Annotated in this window: 13 protein-coding genes; 3 read left to right on the top strand and 10 right to left on the bottom strand. The window is 45.6% G+C overall.

Annotation, left to right across the window (positions count from 1 at the left end; all coding sequences use genetic code 11):
* Positions 1-131: 131 nt before the first annotated feature.
* A complete protein-coding gene (locus MHH86_RS11850) occupies positions 132-1,373 on the bottom strand; it encodes a metallophosphoesterase family protein (protein ID WP_076317252.1) in 1,242 nt (413 codons plus the stop codon).
* Between the two features lie 226 nt (positions 1,374-1,599).
* Between MHH86_RS11850 and MHH86_RS11845 the strand changes: the two genes are divergently transcribed.
* From MHH86_RS11845 to MHH86_RS11835, 3 genes are read left to right on the top strand one after another with little or no spacing between them, the layout of a single operon-like run.
* Complete coding sequence (locus MHH86_RS11845) at positions 1,600-2,313, top strand: polyphosphate polymerase domain-containing protein (RefSeq protein WP_036683495.1); 714 nt, start codon at positions 1,600-1,602, stop codon at positions 2,311-2,313.
* Between the two features lie 2 nt (positions 2,314-2,315).
* Complete coding sequence (locus tag MHH86_RS11840; protein ID WP_036683492.1) at positions 2,316-3,044, top strand: DUF4956 domain-containing protein; 729 nt, start codon at positions 2,316-2,318, stop codon at positions 3,042-3,044.
* A gap of 29 nt (positions 3,045-3,073) precedes the next feature.
* Positions 3,074-5,020: a CotH kinase family protein gene (locus MHH86_RS11835; protein ID WP_076317253.1), complete on the top strand. Its 1,947-nt coding sequence runs from the start codon at positions 3,074-3,076 to the stop codon at positions 5,018-5,020.
* A 112-nt stretch (positions 5,021-5,132) separates the two neighbouring features.
* Here the strand turns inward: MHH86_RS11835 and MHH86_RS11830 are convergent, their stop codons facing one another.
* From MHH86_RS11830 to MHH86_RS11790, 9 genes are all read right to left on the bottom strand, one after another.
* Positions 5,133-5,774 (bottom strand): DUF1775 domain-containing protein, encoded by a 642-nt coding sequence (locus MHH86_RS11830; RefSeq protein WP_051491292.1) that lies wholly within the window; start codon positions 5,772-5,774, stop codon positions 5,133-5,135.
* 63 nt (positions 5,775-5,837) lie between these two features.
* Positions 5,838-6,497, bottom strand: a complete 660-nt coding sequence (locus MHH86_RS11825; RefSeq protein ID WP_038570057.1) for a response regulator transcription factor — start codon at positions 6,495-6,497, stop codon at positions 5,838-5,840.
* A complete protein-coding gene (locus tag MHH86_RS11820; protein WP_076106124.1) occupies positions 6,494-7,312 on the bottom strand; it encodes a histidine kinase in 819 nt (272 codons plus the stop codon). The genes MHH86_RS11825 and MHH86_RS11820 overlap by 4 nt, the downstream gene beginning before the upstream one ends.
* A 241-nt stretch (positions 7,313-7,553) precedes the next feature.
* A complete protein-coding gene (locus tag MHH86_RS11815) occupies positions 7,554-8,447 on the bottom strand; it encodes a hypothetical protein (protein ID WP_076317254.1) in 894 nt (297 codons plus the stop codon).
* A gap of 20 nt (positions 8,448-8,467) precedes the next feature.
* Positions 8,468-9,388: a cysteine synthase A gene (cysK, locus tag MHH86_RS11810; RefSeq protein WP_076224936.1), complete on the bottom strand. Its 921-nt coding sequence runs from the start codon at positions 9,386-9,388 to the stop codon at positions 8,468-8,470.
* 147 nt (positions 9,389-9,535) lie between these two features.
* Entirely contained in the window at positions 9,536-13,438 is a 3,903-nt protein-coding gene (locus MHH86_RS11805; RefSeq protein ID WP_076317255.1) for a discoidin domain-containing protein, read from the bottom strand.
* Between the two features lie 267 nt (positions 13,439-13,705).
* Entirely contained in the window at positions 13,706-15,400 is a 1,695-nt protein-coding gene (locus tag MHH86_RS11800) for a methyl-accepting chemotaxis protein (protein ID WP_076317256.1), read from the bottom strand.
* Positions 15,401-15,561: 161 nt separating this feature from the next.
* On the bottom strand, positions 15,562-16,260 hold the full coding sequence (locus MHH86_RS11795; protein ID WP_036683474.1) for a cyclic nucleotide-binding domain-containing protein: 699 nt from the start codon (positions 16,258-16,260) through the stop codon (positions 15,562-15,564).
* Positions 16,261-16,354: 94 nt separating this feature from the next.
* On the bottom strand, positions 16,355-16,879 hold the full coding sequence (locus MHH86_RS11790; RefSeq protein ID WP_076106116.1) for a hypothetical protein: 525 nt from the start codon (positions 16,877-16,879) through the stop codon (positions 16,355-16,357).
* Between the last annotated feature and the right edge of the window lie 24 nt (positions 16,880-16,903).

The following is a 16,903-nucleotide window of genomic DNA, read 5'->3' as shown; positions in this document are numbered from 1 at the left end:
GTAGACATGTGAAAAAGCGTCTTATGGTGTACAGTTGCGCCGGGTTTGGTGGTTTGATGCAAATCAAAAAAATACCTCCCCCGCCTTTACAGCAGAGAAGGTATTTTAGTAATATTACCAATTCCCTTAGCTCAATGTGTCAACACAAACTCATCCAGCAGCTTTCCATCCACGTCATAGGCCTGATAGGTTAATGTATCCCCGGTAACGTTAATGCCGGCAAACATTTGCTTATTGTTCTGAAAATGCACCGCATGATAGAACTGATCTTCTTTTTTCTCGTTAAATTTCCCTCCAGAAGCGTTAGTCACAACATAGACTGTCCCTCGTTTAGCACCTTTGGAAATCTCACCTTCTAGAACTATTTTTCCGCCACGTAACGGGTAGGATCTGGAATATTCATGATTATGACCCTGCAGCACTAAGTCAACCTGATACGTATCAAAAATATCCGTCCAATCTTCAACTTTCTTATAGGAGTTCCCCCCGTAAGCCGGACGGTGCATCGCAACGATTTTCCATTTATTGTCTGTGTTCTTCAGATCTTCCTTCAGCCATTCCGTTTGCTTTTTTAGATTGCTCTCTGTATTCAGTACCGTTACATGCACAGGTCCATAATCGAAGGAATACGAGGTGCCAGTAATTGAACCCTTCGCCCCATTATCCGGCAGGTTGAAGTGTGAAGTATAATACGTTGCATCCTCATCCACCTCATCATGATTGCCTGTTACCGGCATTAACGGAATCCCTGAAATCCAGCCCTGCACATTGCCAAAAAAATCATCCCAGCCTGCCGAATCCTCCGGATCCTCCGTCAAATCCCCGTTATGCACAATAAATTTGGCTTCAGGAAATGTCTGAAAAGCCTTGTTCAGTGTATTCCCCCACAGCTTAAAATCCTCTGCCGTTTCCCCTTGAGAATCCGTTACGTTGATAAAAGACACACTGTCCAGTCCATCTTCTTCCGTTGTAAATTCCTCTGCCGGACTCCATTCCCCTTCAATGCCACTACCCACTCTATAAGTATATAACGTCCCGGGTTCAAGACCCGTAGCTTCCACTTTATGAACACCTTTGGTGCCATTGTCTGTTTTGATGGAACTGCTTTTCGCTTCTACCCTTTGTACATCCGTATTTGCAAAAGAGGACACCTGTCCCTTTACAATCTCCAGAATGCCTGCTGCACTAGAATCACTTGTATACCAAGTAAACGCGCGGCTTGTGCTCGCGGCTCCCTTAAAGGTAGTCACGAGATCATACGGTGCTGGTGAATTTGCATCACTTCCGCTTTTCGATCGTTCCAACCCATAAGCCACTAAAATAACCACAATCACAAGCACTCCTAGGATTATGGCAAATTTATAGTCTCTCATCACGGTACCTCCTTATGAAAATTTCTCTCTAGCCTTCTAAATAAGATAGCCCCCTACAAAGTCAGAAGTCAAATCTGCACACGATTCTTTATACAGACTTTTGTTAACGCAGTGTAAAACATTCAGCAAACATTCAGTCTATTTTAAGTTAAGCATAAGGTCTGTCTCCTAGAATTAGTCAAGCAGGAAGGTTAGCCAGAGATAGAGAGAGAAACGAGGTGTGAAAATGAATAAGAAGCTTCAATTCCGGCATGAACTTAAATTTTTCATTAACTATCATCAATACCTTATATTACGCCAGCGATTGCAAAGCTTGATTGATAAAGATCAACACGCTAATGAGAGTGGAGAATACCACATTCGGAGTTTGTATTTTGACGATATCAACAACACGGCACTTGCAGACAAGCTCGGCGGTCTCAGAGAGCGGGCCAAATACCGGATTCGCATTTACAACATCCAAGACAACATCATTCACTTTGAGAAAAAAATTAAAATGGACGATTATATCGCCAAAATCAAAGAACCGCTAACACGGCAAATGTACGACGAGATTATGGCGGGCAACTACGAAGTGCTGAACGTCCCGGACAGTCCGCTGTTCATGGAGTTATACGATCAGATGCGCCATAACCTGCTGCGACCCAAGGTCATCGTGGATTATGTTCGCGAGCCTTATGTTTGCCACAACGGCAATGTGCGAATAACGTTCGATAAAGAATTACGTACGGGCCTGCATTCTACGGATATTTTCGATAAGGATTTGCATCCGATTCGGGCGATTGATGAGAACTTCATAATTTTTGAAGTGAAATTTGATGAGTACATTCCGGAGTACATTAAAATCGCGTTGCAGCTTGAGGGACTGAATAGGCAGTCCGCTTCGAAATACGTGATCTGCCGCAAATTCTTAAAAACTAACACTTGGGAGGATTATTGATTATGAATGCATCACTAGCACCGCTAGCAGCTACAACAACGACTACAGATACTACAAATAATTTTTCGGACATTATTAAAAACTCGGTGATCGACAATTTTGTATCTGATATTAGTATCTCCAAGATGCTGATTACCTTGGGCGTAGCTTTTCTGATCGGATACTTCATTTACCTGCTCTACAAACGTGTCTTTAGCGGTGTTTTATATTCCAAAAGCTTTAACGTCTCACTTATGGGCATGACCATGATTACAGCTACTGTCATTATTGCGATTAACTCTAACCTTGTGCTGTCCCTCGGTATGGTCGGCGCATTGTCCATCGTTCGTTTCAGAACACCAATCAAAGATCCAACTGATCTGATCTTCTTGTTCTGGGCAGCTGTAGCAGGGATTGTAACAGGCGCAGGATTTTTCACCTTGGCTATTATCGGTTCGATCATTATCGGCCTCATTTTGTTCCTGTTCATCAAACACTCTTCTATCGAAACGCCATACTTACTGGTCATTAACTGCGACAGTGATGAAAGTGAACGTGAAGTACACAGCCATATCACCAAATCCGTAAAACGTTACAATGTGAAGCAAAAAACAGTCTCCGCAAACAATATTGAATTGACGCTGGAGCTTCGTCTGGATGATAAAGTAGGCGGCTTTGTCAACACAGTCTCTGACCTAAAAGGTGTCAAAAATGCACTCTTGATCAGCTATAGCGGTGACTATGTATCTTAATTACAACGAGATGAAAGGCGGTGCCCCAGATGAAAACCAGAGGTAAGTCAATCCTGCTGAGTTTTTGCTGCCTGCTGCTGGTCATCGCCGTAGCCGGGTGTCAGAACGCAAGTCCGTCTGCAACAAATAATCCAACGTCTGATGCTCAAGACAAGGTCATTTCGAGCGATGAGAAAAAGCTAGACGAGCAGGTCTTTCCAAAAGATAAGGTCGTGGATGTCAAAATCACTTTGGACCCGGACGATTTTCAGGATATGCTGGATAATGCCAGTGCAGAAGAATATAAAATGGCTTCCGTAGAGTACAACGGTATGAAATACGATAATGTAGCTGTACGGACCAAAGGAAATCTCAGTCTCAGAAGCGTAGTACAGATGACAGACTCTGACCGCTACAGCTTCAAAATTTCTTTTGATGAGTATGTTAACCAGAATTTATTCGGCATTACTAAAATCAATCTTAATAATAATTACAGCGATGCTTCTTATATGCGTGAATTTCTAACCTATGAGCTCGCTGAAAGTGTCGGCCTCCCGACGCCGAAATATTCCTTCGTCAATGTGTATGTAAACGATGAACTGAAGGGTTTCTATCTTGCAGTAGAACAGATCGGTGATGCTTATCTGGAACGCAATTTCGGCAACGCTTATGGTGCACTTTATAAAGGTGTAATGACCGGTCAGGGCAGTGATTTGACTTGGCTGGGCGATGATCCAGCCCTCTATACTGGACTAGAAATGAAATCCGATAAGTCCAACGATGATATTCTTGTCGACATGCTGAATGAGCTAAATAACGGCACCGATTATGAAAAATACATCGACGTAGAGGAATCGCTGAAGTATATCGCTCTAAATGCGGTCACGGGTAATATGGACAGTTATTTAGGTGGGAATAAGCAGAATTATTACTTATATGAAGACGATGGAGTCTTCTCGATTCTGCCGTGGGATTATAATATGGCTTTTGGCGGCATGGGAAGCGCAGATGTGTTAATTGACGAGCCTACCCAAGGTGCGTTGGCAGAACGCCCGCTGATTGCGAAACTACTCGCTAATGAAGAATACAAAACGAAATATCACGAAATTGTTAGTGAGATGATTACTGGCTATCTAGCGGACGATACGTTCCAGGCTCGGATTGATGAGCTGAACACGATGATTTCCAGCTATGTCAAAGCGGATCCATCCGCCTTCTACACTTTCGAACAGTATGAAAATGGGATAAAGGCTGTTGAGACCTTCATGTCGAACATGGCCACAAGTATCCAGCAGCAGCTCGACGGCACCATTCCTTCATCCGGTGACGGATCAGGAAGTGGTGGCGGCATGGGTGGTGGCATGGGCGGCGGTGGCTTTGGTGGCGGCGCTAAAAATGGTGCAGCTCAAGGCGCTGCGGGTGCTGGGCAGGCCACAGGTGCGGATGGCGCTACTGGTAATACTGGCGCAAACGCAGCTGCACCAAATACCGGAGGGCAAGCGGCTACGGATGGACAGACTGCTCAGGGTGGTGCAGGTGGTGAGCCTGGTGCCATAGGCGGACCGGCTATCCCTAATGCCGGCGATGGTCCTGGCAGTAACTCACAAGCAGCTGCGGGTGGGCAGACTACACAAACAGGGCAAACTGCTCAAGACGGACAAAACAACACTAACGGCCAAACTGCTCAAGACGGACAAACCAACACCAACGGGCAAGCTGCTCAAGGTGGATTTGACGGCGGCGCGGGTGGTGAGCCTGGAGCTATGGGCGGACCCGCTTTCCCTGAAGGCGGCGGAAATGGCCCTGGCGGTGGCGGCATGGGCGGCGGTGGATTTGGTGGCGGTATGCCTGGTGGTATGGGCGGTGGCGACTTTGGTGGTGCTGGTACTATGCAGCAGAAAGGCAGCACAAGTGAAGCCATCACCACTGGCGTCGCCATCCTTCTCCTAATACTCACTGCTGCTTTCATAACCCACTACAAACGCAAACGGCTGTAGAGCAGTAAAAAGTATCCTCATCAACAAATAATTCATGCAAGAAGCCTCCGTCGTTTATTGACGGAGGCTTCTTGCATGAACACTATATTCTTGTATCACAACTAGTTCCCGCTTACTCTTTCCGCCCGCGCAATATACTTATGGTTGCTATTAAAAAGGCTAGTAAAGAGATCCCTAATGCGATATAGACCATTGGGTTGACACTGGTTGAGTTGTTCTCGCTTTCCATGATGGCATTATGTTCTTCCATACTCATGCCATTGTCACTGGAACCGTGAGAATGTTCATTCCCACCGGAGGCTTGCACAATCGAAGTAATAGAATGCGGACTTTCTGTTCCTGCCTCACCAGACCACTGCACCAAGCTGCCATCGGCATAATGCTGATAAGCATCCCAAGCAATGTCACCTGCAGTATCAGGGTTCTTCGCTGTGAAATAGAAACGTTGGAATTGTCCTGCTTTAATTCCCTCTCCATTAGCTATCCAGCTAACTTTGTTCCCCTCAATGGTAACATCCCAGCCCGGTGTAGCCTCATATTGCTTGAACTCGGCACCTGCCGGGATACGTAGATCAACTTGTACAGTCGCTACATCTTTTTCTGAAGGGACTTTAAGTGTGTAAGTCTCCCATGCTCCGGTACTGGATTGTGCTGGTGCCACGGTTACGTGTGCGCTTGCCACGGCTGCGAACAACAGAAGTGTTGCAGCGGCTGGTGCGAATAGTGTCATTATTTTGCGAGATAATCTGTTCATAGTTAGAGTGCCTCTTTCCTTAAGTAATTTTATCATTTTTCACTTTCATCTCTATCCTCATAATTACCGCGGAAAATCACGTTTACGTGAAGCAAGCCCCTGCTCCAGAGCATAACGCGTCAGCTGCGTACGATTTTGGAGTTGAAGCTTTTGAAGGATGTTTTTCAGATGGTTTTTTACGGTATGCTCCGAAATCGACAGGCTTATGGCAATCTCTTTATTCGTCGATCCGGATGACACACAGCTTAAAATCTCCTTCTCCCTTGCCGTCAATGACTCTCCTTCGTCCGTTACTGAAGGAACGGTAAATTCTTTCAGGATTTGAAAAGCCAGCTCCCGGCTTAGCGGTGCTTCTTCATTCACAATGGCTTGCAAATATTCAATCCAGGTGGAAGGTGCCAGATTCTTCAATAAGTACCCTTGTGCACCTTGCTTCAGCGCTTCGAGGAGGTGGGAAATTTCGTCCGATACCGTAACGATAACGATTTTGACATAGGGATATTCCTGCTTGATCCGGCGAGTAGTCTCCAGCCCGTCCATCTCCGGCATCTGAATGTCGATAAGAATGAGATCAGGCATCCACTGGGCCGTGAACGCGATCGCCTCAGGACCACTCTCCACTACACCAATGACCTCAAAACTATCATCCATGGACAAAATCTCACACATCGCCTCACGCGCATGCGCATGATCATCCACAACCAAAACCCGGTACCGGCTCATAAACTTCCCCCTCCTTTCGTAATTTCCACATTTGTCCCCGTATTGCCGGAGCTCACCTGAAGCTTCCAACCCATTCCTTCGACACGTTCCTTCATGATCTGAAGGCCGTAACTTCCGTTTACCTCAAAAGGGTCATGCTGAAATCCTTCGCCATTGTCGACAATCGCCACGCTCCAGTTTTTCTCAGTGCCTGCACCCGTGATAGAAACCTTCGCCGCTCTTGTATGCTTACGCACATTAATAATAGCCTCTCGGATACAAGATAGCAGCTCTGCTTTTTCCGAAGGAGAGAGGGCTTCATCCTGTAGACTCCAATCCAAGGAAACTTCAATCATAATCTCGTTAGCCATTTGAGCAAGCTGATCTTTAACCGACTGTTCCAATGAAAAAGAGTGCTGCTCAGACACTGGTACCTTCAGATTAGCGATCGCCTGCCGAACATAACGGTTCACCTCGTGGACGGTCTTTTTGATCTGATCCACATTTTCTTCGCTGACTTCCCCATTCCTGCGGCTTGCTTCCAGACGATCTATTTTGACAGATAAAAGAAATAAAGATTGCGCCATCCCATCATGCAGTTCCTTAGCTAGCCCTTCCCGGGCTTTCATTGCCTCTTTGAGCGCACGTTCCTGCTCCAGCTCCCGCTGATTCCGCTCCATAAGCGAAAACATAGGGACGAGCAATACAAGAGTGAACAAAAATACGAGGACAGGTGTCAAATAATTCCCCAGATCCATCGAAATATAAGGCATTAGAAACTGATGGCGCACGACCTCCCAGATCCCTACCATTAGCGTTGGCAGTAACAGGATCATGTACTTGATTCGGTTATACGTTGCTGTCCCCTCCCGTACATCTTATGATTAACAATATCACCGTCACAATTCTGCTACATGACTCGATCGGGCTATTTAAAGTTCTTATTGTTACAAATTTAAGTATTTTAAAAAATTAATGCTATCCTTCATAATATTATAAGCAATATATAGTGAAAATTTATACTTTCTTATATTGTAGCAAAAAAAAGATACATCCTTCGATGTATCTGCATCCCAGTTATAGTGGTGATGTGTAGCGTCCGTATTGAATGTCCATTTCTTTAAAAACATCTCCCTCTTTTTTCAGGAAAAATGTATTTACGCCTTCCGCTCCCCACCACTCCATACCGAGTAATGGACCTTCAGCGGTTTCCGCCGCAAAAAGAATAGAGAACATCTCTGGTATGACTTCCCCACCATCATCCACTCTCCAGACGGAAAATTCATCGCCTTGAATGACAGCCGGATAATCCATAAAGGTAAGCCCGACCTTGTCTTCCAGCACGAGACTGAATAACATATCCTGATCCTGCCTAATGAATTGAACGAGATACAGCTGCCGTTCACCAGACAGGTCAGCAAGTTTCCAAATATGCTCTACTTCACGATTTTTTGCAGAAACAATATTCTGCCGCACATTTTCTGCAACATTTAGCGAGGCTTGCTTAACCTCCGTAGGCTTAACAGAGATTAGCGCATTCGTATTAAACTCTGCCTGATCCGTCAGGTAATAGGTCTCATCAGGAGTCGCATTCCCCTCTTCAACCGTATAAAGATACCCTGGCAGATTCACAAAATTGTGAGCCATCTCCCGGCCATTACTGTTCTCCGTACCCTCCTGCCATTTATTCAATTTCACTTTTAGCACTTGCCCATGATCGCCGATCGCCTCATTCAATTGTTGCATTTGCGCATCCAGCCCTTTTTCCTGCCCGGTGACTAAGATGCTCTTGCCAGACTCATCTGCAAAACCAAAATTCGCCTTCAGCTTTCCAGCTTCCAGATAAGCTGCTGGCTGCTGCATGCTTGCCGTTGGTGTTGGCTCTGCACTTGGAGAAGGGGTTGGCTTGTTAGAGCCTGAGCAGCCCGCCAGCAGTAGAACAATAAGGAAACTCACACTGAGCTTATTCATTCCCATTCCTCCAGACGAAACTAAAATATTCCCATACTAAGATACCGTTCCCCTGTGTCAGGTGCAATGCAAAGCACGCGTTTGCCAGCCCCAAGACGACGCGCTTCCTGCAACGCCGCCCATACAGTGGCACCACCGGATGGACCCAGCAGAATTCCTTCTTTTGCAGCCAGCCTTCTTACCGTCTCCAAGGCAGCTTCATCCGCGACCTGAACGATGTCATCGTAGACCTGTGTATTCAAAATTGCGGGCACAAAGCCCGGACTCGTTCCTACCAGCTTATGTGGTCCTGGCTTTCCTCCAGATAATACGGGCGAGCCTTGCGGCTCAACCACAAGAACCCGGATATCAGGTAGATGCTCACGCAAAACCTCACCGGTTCCAGTTATCGTGCCCCCAGTTCCTGATGAAGCAACAAACACATCCAGCTTACCTTCCATTTGCTCCAGGATTTCCAGAGCGGTCGTTGTCCGGTGAATATCAGGGTTGGCTTTGTTCTCGAATTGCTGTGGAATAAAACTGTTCTCCACTTCTTTTCCCAGCTCAATCGCTTTTGCTATAGCTCCCGGCATCCGTTCTGCTGCCGGCGTCAGCACAACATCCGCACCATAAGCTTTTAGAATATTGATTCGTTCCTTGGTCATATTATCAGGCATGACAAGAATCGCTTTATACCCTTTTGCCGCGGCATTCATCGCTAATCCTATCCCTGTATTTCCACTAGTCGGCTCAATGATCGTCCCCCCCGGCTTCAACAAACCTGCTAGCTCGGCTTGCAGGATTAGATTATAAGCTGCCCGGTCTTTTACACTGCCACTTGGATTAAAAAGCTCCAGCTTCACATATAGTTCTGCATCTTGGGGGCTAGTCAGCCGATTTAATCTTACAACCGGTGTATTCCCAATCAGCTCTGTTATATTGTTAACCACTAAGGATGTCATTTTAGAGCCTCCTTCATTTCTGTACCTTCCATTATTGTAACGTGAGCAGCACCTCCTGTCGATTCAGAACCCTTGGTTTCTGCAACCTGAAAACAACCGCCCCCCACGAAAGCGGGAGACGGCTGTTCAGTATTGGCAGCTTTATTTTTACGGATTAACGTTAATCGTAAAAGTAGACGTATTATTTTTAATATTCGTTACCGTGTTGGTAATTTTCAGATTGTTAAAGGTGGCTGACCCTCTGGCAGGACCTTGCCCAGCCTCAGCCGCTTCATTTACCCAGATGCCCACTCCGGATTTGCTGTCAAAAGCATCTCCACTCTTTTGCGCACCGGAAATTGTGACATTCGTGAAGATGGTATCTGTCACTGGGAACTGCGGCGCGGAGCCGACATAGTTGCTCTGGAACATGATACCATGATAGGTTGGATCAATGATATCCACATCACTGACACGAATGCCTTGGAATACCTTAGAGGCTGAGAATACCCAGATTGCCGGGAAGGTCTGTGCCCCCCAGAAATGTCCACCTGCACGAACAATGGAAATATTCTCAAAATTCGTTGTCGGTGAAGCGCCAAAGCCGTTCATTGGATACCCGAAGTCAAGTGAGCTGATCGTAATTCCAGAATAGCAAAGCGTGTCGGCAATATAAATGTTGCGGAAGGTATTGGCATATCCGCCATAGACGGCTACACCTGCTGCCCGCCAGGTTAAGATTGAAGTGAGATTCTCATAAATATTATCCTTCATATCTGCACCACCGGAATCAATAGCCGAAAACAATGCAAAGCTATCATCCCCTGTAGCCCGTGCCTCAATATTGGATACGAGATTATTCGTGCTGCCATTCGTCATATTGATGCCGTCAGCGAAGGTGTTGCGGATACGGGAGTTTTTGATCACCATGTAATCCGTATTAGCTCCCCAGTACATACACACCTGATGTTCGGTCCAGATGTTATCGATCGTAATATTTGCCACATTGGAGAAATCAAATACTTTACCCGGACCATCAATACGTGATGTGTAGTTCCCAAAGTAAGCAAAATTCGCAAAAGTAGAGCCATTAGCAGTATCGCTTGCCCGGAAACCGATATCCGTATTCTCCTGATTCGTTGGAGCGTAGAATCTCGTATACCATGGGCCTGCACCAATGATCTTCACTGCTTTTCCATAGACTTGAAATTTACTGGAGGTCTGATAGTTACCTGCTGGCAAATACACACCTACGAGATTTCCGGTCGTATCCATGCGTACTTTATCTAGCGCATTTTGCACATCCTGATGTGTAAAGCCGGCTGGGACCGTATATTTGGCCGGATCTGGATTGGCAATCGGTGAAACCTGCTCCAGACTGATGAAATCAATGGCATACTGCGAGGTATTTGCCACATCCTTTTGCAGTCGAATCGTACTACCTTTCGGAATCGTGCTGTCGAACATAATGTTGGCTTCATCATAAATATGCCGCGGAGAGCCCGCGCTTGGTGAATTGCCGGGACTTATCTCTGAACCGTACAGCCATGCATATTTAGAGGTCAGATTAATCGCCTTGGTATAAACTCCGTTCACATAGATGTTCAGTGTAGCATTCGTACCGTCTCCACTCGCCGAATCTGGAATCGAGAAGCGGGTGACCAGTGTATTAGTGTCAGCCTTAGTAGTGAATTCTACATAACTGCCTGTAGTATTCAGTGTAACTGCTCTTCTGCCTGAAGCCTCACCCGCAAGATCTCCAATGGTCCGATTAGCAGTAAGCTTCACAGCCCCGCCACCAATCACGCCCTCCTCAGCCTCATACATGTCGTAAGGCATATTGGCTCCACGACCTACAAAAAGAGACTGTGTTTGAATATTGTTGGCTTGTTTAACTGGCAGCTCATTAGTGTCTACGGCAATTTCGGTCTTCACAGTATATTTGCCATTAGCTGCTGTCCAAGTGCCAAGGCTAACAGGAGGCGCTGTTACTCCACTGCCAATCACGCCGTTATAGGTTCCAGTTAAGGTTTGGAGTACAGCATTCGTAGTAGCATCCAGAACCTTCAAGGTTATGTTATGCGCACCCCCTGCGGATGCTGCCGTCCCTTGATTCTTAATTGCCACCGAGAAGCTGACCACATTGCCGCCTGCTGGATTGCTTGGTGTCCAGCTAACTGGGGAAGCTACTAGATCAGAACTGGATACGGGAGCAATAATAAGAGAATTTGGACTAGTGAAGCTGTTATTGCCTTCGTTCAATTCAATAACCGTATTATTCTCGTCAACCTTTGCAGTTAAAGTATAGGTAGCTGCATCCTTTACGCCCATATTTAAAGTGACGTTCGTAGATGCGCCAGCCGCTAATGCCCCCACTGGGCTAGTACCTACAAGTGTGCTGCCCAAGTAGAAATTTACATTAGTCGCTGTGGAAGCTAATGTTCCAATATTTTTTACCGTTGCATTTAAAGTAATGGCATTGGTCTCTACTGGAGCTGAAGGTGACCATGTAAGACCGGTTATCGCCAAATCCGGATTAGCAGCTGGTGCACCCATCACTTGGAATTCAGCGATTTGTCCAGCGGTTGAACCAGTATTGGTGGTAATCTTCAACTGTACTTCACTAGCCGTGGCCGTTACCGGAATAGTGACCGTATTGCCGGTTGCCGGATTAAAAGTATACACGGTTGCTGGCACAAGACTAGTAAAGGCTGTTGTATTCTGATTATGCCCAAGCACTTGAATAGTCTGAGTACGTGTGGACCAGGCCGATGATGGATTCAGTTTGAGGACAATGGATGTAATATCGGCATTACTCCCCAGGTTTACAGATAATGTATTGGGATAACTTCCTCCTGCTCCTTCCCAGTAAGTAGTTACATCACCGTCATTCGCATTTGCAGGAACAAAGGTAAAGACGGAAGAGGAAGCGTTGATGCTTTTGTTCAAAGCCAGATTGGAACCCGCCCCAGGCGTTGGTGTAACTGTTGGTGTCGGGGTCGGTGTTACCGTTGGAGTTGGTGTAGGTGTTACTGTCGGTGTTGGCGTAGGAGTTACCGTCGGTGTCGGTGTTGGTGTTACCGTTGGAGTTGAGGTAGGTGTTGCCGTTGGTGTTGGAGTTGCCGTCGGCGTTGGTGTTGTCGCAGAAGCTGGAGTGACGTTCAAATTATCTAGATTCACATTTCCAGTGTCTCCTGTATCGTACTTATAAGTAATCGTGTTAGCGCCAGCATTCAGAGCCAGCGTCTCAATCTTTGTTGACCACGTATTCCAATTGGCCAGATTCGCAAGTGAGGTTTGCTTAATTTTAGTTCCATTCACATAAACACTAATGGTTTTTGTACTGCCTGATGCATTTGAAAATCTTAATGTAGCATCATAGTTACCAGCAGAAGCCACATTAACGCTAAATGCAGTCGCAGCACCTTGATTTAGGTAACCATCAACAAATCCTGTACCTGTATAACCTGTATGATCCGTGTTAACCTTGGCACCACCGGATAATGCGGCATTCTCCGCTTCATATCCTGAGGATGGAGTTGTAGTTGTATTACCATGAACCTCAAATTCCGCTAACTGTGCTGCTGGCCAGACCGTATTGGATGTGAAATTCAGTTTAACATATCTGACATTCGCAGCTGTAAAGCTGATGGTCACTGTATTGGAATCACTCGTTGGATTAAATGTATAATTGGCGGAATCTACTAAGTTATTGTAAGCTGCATCATCTGTACTCCCTTGCACCGCTAACGTTTGAGTTCTTGTTTCCCAATTCGTAGGCAGCTTTAACACAACCTGATTCACGCTGCTTGCTGCCCCTAAATCCACTTTAATCCATTGCGGAAAAACACCGCTTGCGCTCTCCCAATACGTTCCTTGGCTGCCGTCATTAGCATTGGCTGCTACGTATACATCACCGAACGAGCTTGAAGTAATAGTCTTCCCTTGGGCTAAATTCCCCGCAGCTAAACTCACCGAGGGATATAATCCTAACTGACCTACAAATAATATAACAATCAAACAATAAAGTACTGCCGTCTTCCCGGTAAATCTTTTAGAAGCTGCTATCATTGAATAACCACCTTCCAAAATTTTGTGGAGCTATACAGCAGAAAGGATGCGCTTTCAAAATAGTAGTTTTATAGACATTCGCCTCCTACATTTGAAGTGATGAATTACGGATACAAGCTAACTAATAACGCTAATAATATAAGTTATACGTAGATGGCCGTCGATGGCAATTTCTATGCTTTGTATGTGGGATATTACGTTCAACAAAAAAAAGCCCCGGAGAGGACAAGGGGACTATATTGCCCCTTAACTCTCCGAAGCTTCATGTTATACATTAAATCTAGCTACCAACCCTTGCAGTCCATGCGCCATTGTACTTAATTCACTTGCAGAGGATGCAATTTGTTCGACCGAAGCCATTTGCTCTTGTGAGGCTGCTGACACATGCTGAGTACTCGCAGCGGTTGTTTCCGAGATTTGCGTAACGTTACGAATTGACTCTACAATCTCATCCGCAGCCGCCGTAATCTCCTCCACGGCTCCAGATACTTCCTGAACCTGTTCGGCGAGTGAATCTATAGATAATCGAATCTCACCGAAGGAACGTCCCGCTTCCTCGATAATCTCCGTACCTCCCTTTACTTCACGCATGCTGCTCATCATCACCTTCATGGCATCATCTGCTTCACTTTGGATCCCAGTCGCCATTTCTGCAATTTGATTGGCGGATTCCGCGGACTGCTCTGCCAGCTTACGGACCTGATCGGCAACCACAGCAAAACCTCTACCTTGCTCACCAGCACGAGCTGCCTCAATCGTCGCATTTAGGGCCAGCATATTCGTCTGCGAAGCGATTCCTTTTATGACTCCTACAATACTGCCAATCTCCTGAGATCGATTCACAAAACCTTGGACTTGCTGTGATAAAGATTGTATGGAGTGATTAATCGATTCCATTTGCTGCCCAGCGGCCTGAAGGGATTCATCTCCTGTAATGGCAAATGCCGCAGAGCGATGGGAGGCTTCCGAGATGTCCTGGACACTGGCAGCAATTTGGCCGATTCCTAGTGATATTTCTGAGATTGTAATTGTATTGGTCTGCAAATCATTCATCTGTTTGGCTGTTCCGGAAGCGACTTCACCCATAATATCCGTTATTCGTTCTGTGGCCCCTGCCGTCACTCCACTATCTGACCGAAGCTTTGTAGAGGAACTCGCGAGACTATTCGCTGATAACTTCACCTGTTCAATCATCGTGCCCAGATTATCTGTCATTTTATTAAAGTTAAACGCCAGTTCACCAATCTCATCTTTAGAACGAACACTTAACTTGCGCGTAAGATCGGCATCCCCATCTGCAATTTCCTTCAACTGAGTGTTCACATCACGAAGCGGTTTAATAATTCGTCCAGAAATTAGCAGCGCAAGGATCACCGCGAGCACTACCGACAATCCGGTCACACCAAAGCTAGTAATCAAAGCGTTATTACGATGCGAATTTGCCAGGCTTTGTCCATTCTCTATTTCCTCCATGAGCATGTTCTGAAACACAATCTGAGATTCTATCATAGCGTCTAATGATAGGTCCGTGAATTTCTTTTGCGCTTCCGGGAAGTTGCCTTCCTTAGCTAAAGCAAAAGCTTCCTTCAGAACGATCAAATAATCATTCCATTTGCTCTTCAGCTCAGTTACACCCTTTAACTCAGCTTCACTTAATCGGGCACTCTCCAGCTCTGTAATAGCATTTTCAATCAATGGGAGCATTTCTTCATACTGCGCCAGATAGGAATTCCGCTCATCATCTGTGTTGCTCATCACATAACGAGCACCCAGCTCATCTGCGGTACGAATCTTATCCGTTAAGCCTTGAACAAGTGACAGCTTGTCCCAGTTACGATTAACCTGATCTGTCAATTGGGTAACCTTCCCCTGAAACAATGTGTTTCCGGCTATCGCCACTAGAAAGACTATAATCACAGCAGTAAATCCTAAGACTATTTTCCCACGGATACTTTTCACCATCGTTTTTCCTCATCTCTATATGTATGTAGGTCTATTTGGTACTTTTATCCTACTAGCTCTCCCTTAAGCCTCTCTGAATTTGAACTGAATGTTTGCTTAAAAAAACAAAAAGACCCCTATTTCCGGCCGAGGGCAGGAACTAATGGTCTTTTGAGATCTTTTTATTCGTATAAATTTCCGTTAGCCAGCTCTGCCAGCTTCGATTCATCCAGTACACTTAAGCGTCCACGATTTCGTGTAATGATTCCTTCATCAATAAAACGACGCACGATTCGATTAAGATGCCGATAGCTTGTGCCAAGCAATTCTGCTGTTTCAATAAGACTTGAGGTCCGAATCTCCTCCACTCGCCGGTCACCGTTTTTATCTGCGAACAAAGACATTAAATAACTGGCAAATCGATTCTCCACAGGATACAACAGGTTAAGTGCGGAGGCTTGACCGAGCGTATGCAATTTGTGACTAAGTTCTCCGACGAGAAAACGTAACAACGCTGTATTTTCCTCAAGCTCTCTCAGGAGTAGTCTTCTCCCTGCAAAAAGAATCAAGCTCTCACCCACAGACTCCACTTGATTCTTAACAGGGAACCGGTGAAGCAGCTCTACATCCCCAATCACAGATATCGGATTTGTAAACCGCACCAGCATAGATTTGCCATTTGGCAGCAAGGTCTGAATTTTGAGCTTGCCCTCAACCAATATGAACATTCCATCCAATTGATCGCCAACCAAACACAGCTTTTCTTCATCCGCGTAACGTCTCAACTCCATTTTATGCGTTACCAGCGGGCTAAATATTCCGTCCAGACCGTTCTTCACTGCCAAGGCACGGACAGCCTCACGGTCATTTATCGTCTGCATGTTGTGCCCCCTCTATTGTTTGCTCCAGTGTAATTTAGAATACCCCACAAAAAAAGGACATATGTCCTTTTTAATGAGGTTTTCCTATGACACTTTACATTACAACAGAATCCACACAATAACGAATCATCTCTACCTTCTGATCCTGCAGCCAAAATTCAATACTCCGATGGTTGATTTTATCCACGTATCCGATAATCTCAGCCCCTTGCTCCCCTCTTTTATAATAAGAAGTGCCATAAGCCTTGATCACTTCGTCTGCTGAAGCTCCAACATGAATATCTCTTGCCGTACTCATCGTATGATCGGAATAGACGCTGATTAGAATTATTTTATCATCACCACGCGCTGTGGCTATTGTTGTCTCGTTACCCAGATCATAATACTGATACCGCTCTATATCATTATTTGGCTTAGGTTCCCTAGCAATTGAATCAAGGCTTTGAAGCAGCTGAATGCCGCCCAGACTTTCCTGTTCAAGATTGGTGCTGGAAACACGCGAGTAATGATTTTGTTTGGGCGCATTGTATAAATAGATATGATAGATCCCGTAACTTAAACCTACCGTAATAAAAATGATGATAAATGACCAGCCTCTTTTAAATGGCTTCTTCCTCACTGACCTCACACCTTCTTCTTACCT

Origin of the sequence: Paenibacillus sp. FSL F4-0097 (assembly GCF_038593125.1) — a bacterium.
GTDB lineage: Bacteria > Bacillota > Bacilli > Paenibacillales > Paenibacillaceae > Paenibacillus_AQ > Paenibacillus_AQ odorifer.
Note: the sequence above shows the minus strand (reverse complement) of the source record. Positions and strands in the feature narration are given on the sequence as shown.

Coding starts and splice junctions, on each gene's coding strand:
- MHH86_RS11805 (WP_076317255.1), bottom strand. CDS start 13,438: ATGATAGCAGCTTCTAAAAGATTTACCGGGAAGACGGCAGTACTTTAT.
- MHH86_RS11840 (WP_036683492.1), top strand. CDS start 2,316: ATGAATGCATCACTAGCACCGCTAGCAGCTACAACAACGACTACAGAT.
- MHH86_RS11845 (WP_036683495.1), top strand. CDS start 1,600: ATGAATAAGAAGCTTCAATTCCGGCATGAACTTAAATTTTTCATTAAC.
- MHH86_RS11850 (WP_076317252.1), bottom strand. CDS start 1,373: ATGAGAGACTATAAATTTGCCATAATCCTAGGAGTGCTTGTGATTGTG.
- cysK (WP_076224936.1), bottom strand. CDS start 9,388: ATGACATCCTTAGTGGTTAACAATATAACAGAGCTGATTGGGAATACA.
- MHH86_RS11815 (WP_076317254.1), bottom strand. CDS start 8,447: ATGAATAAGCTCAGTGTGAGTTTCCTTATTGTTCTACTGCTGGCGGGC.
- MHH86_RS11795 (WP_036683474.1), bottom strand. CDS start 16,260: ATGCAGACGATAAATGACCGTGAGGCTGTCCGTGCCTTGGCAGTGAAG.
- MHH86_RS11835 (WP_076317253.1), top strand. CDS start 3,074: ATGAAAACCAGAGGTAAGTCAATCCTGCTGAGTTTTTGCTGCCTGCTG.
- MHH86_RS11825 (WP_038570057.1), bottom strand. CDS start 6,497: ATGAGCCGGTACCGGGTTTTGGTTGTGGATGATCATGCGCATGCGCGT.
- MHH86_RS11820 (WP_076106124.1), bottom strand. CDS start 7,312: ATGATCCTGTTACTGCCAACGCTAATGGTAGGGATCTGGGAGGTCGTG.
- MHH86_RS11830 (WP_051491292.1), bottom strand. CDS start 5,774: ATGAACAGATTATCTCGCAAAATAATGACACTATTCGCACCAGCCGCT.
- MHH86_RS11800 (WP_076317256.1), bottom strand. CDS start 15,400: ATGGTGAAAAGTATCCGTGGGAAAATAGTCTTAGGATTTACTGCTGTG.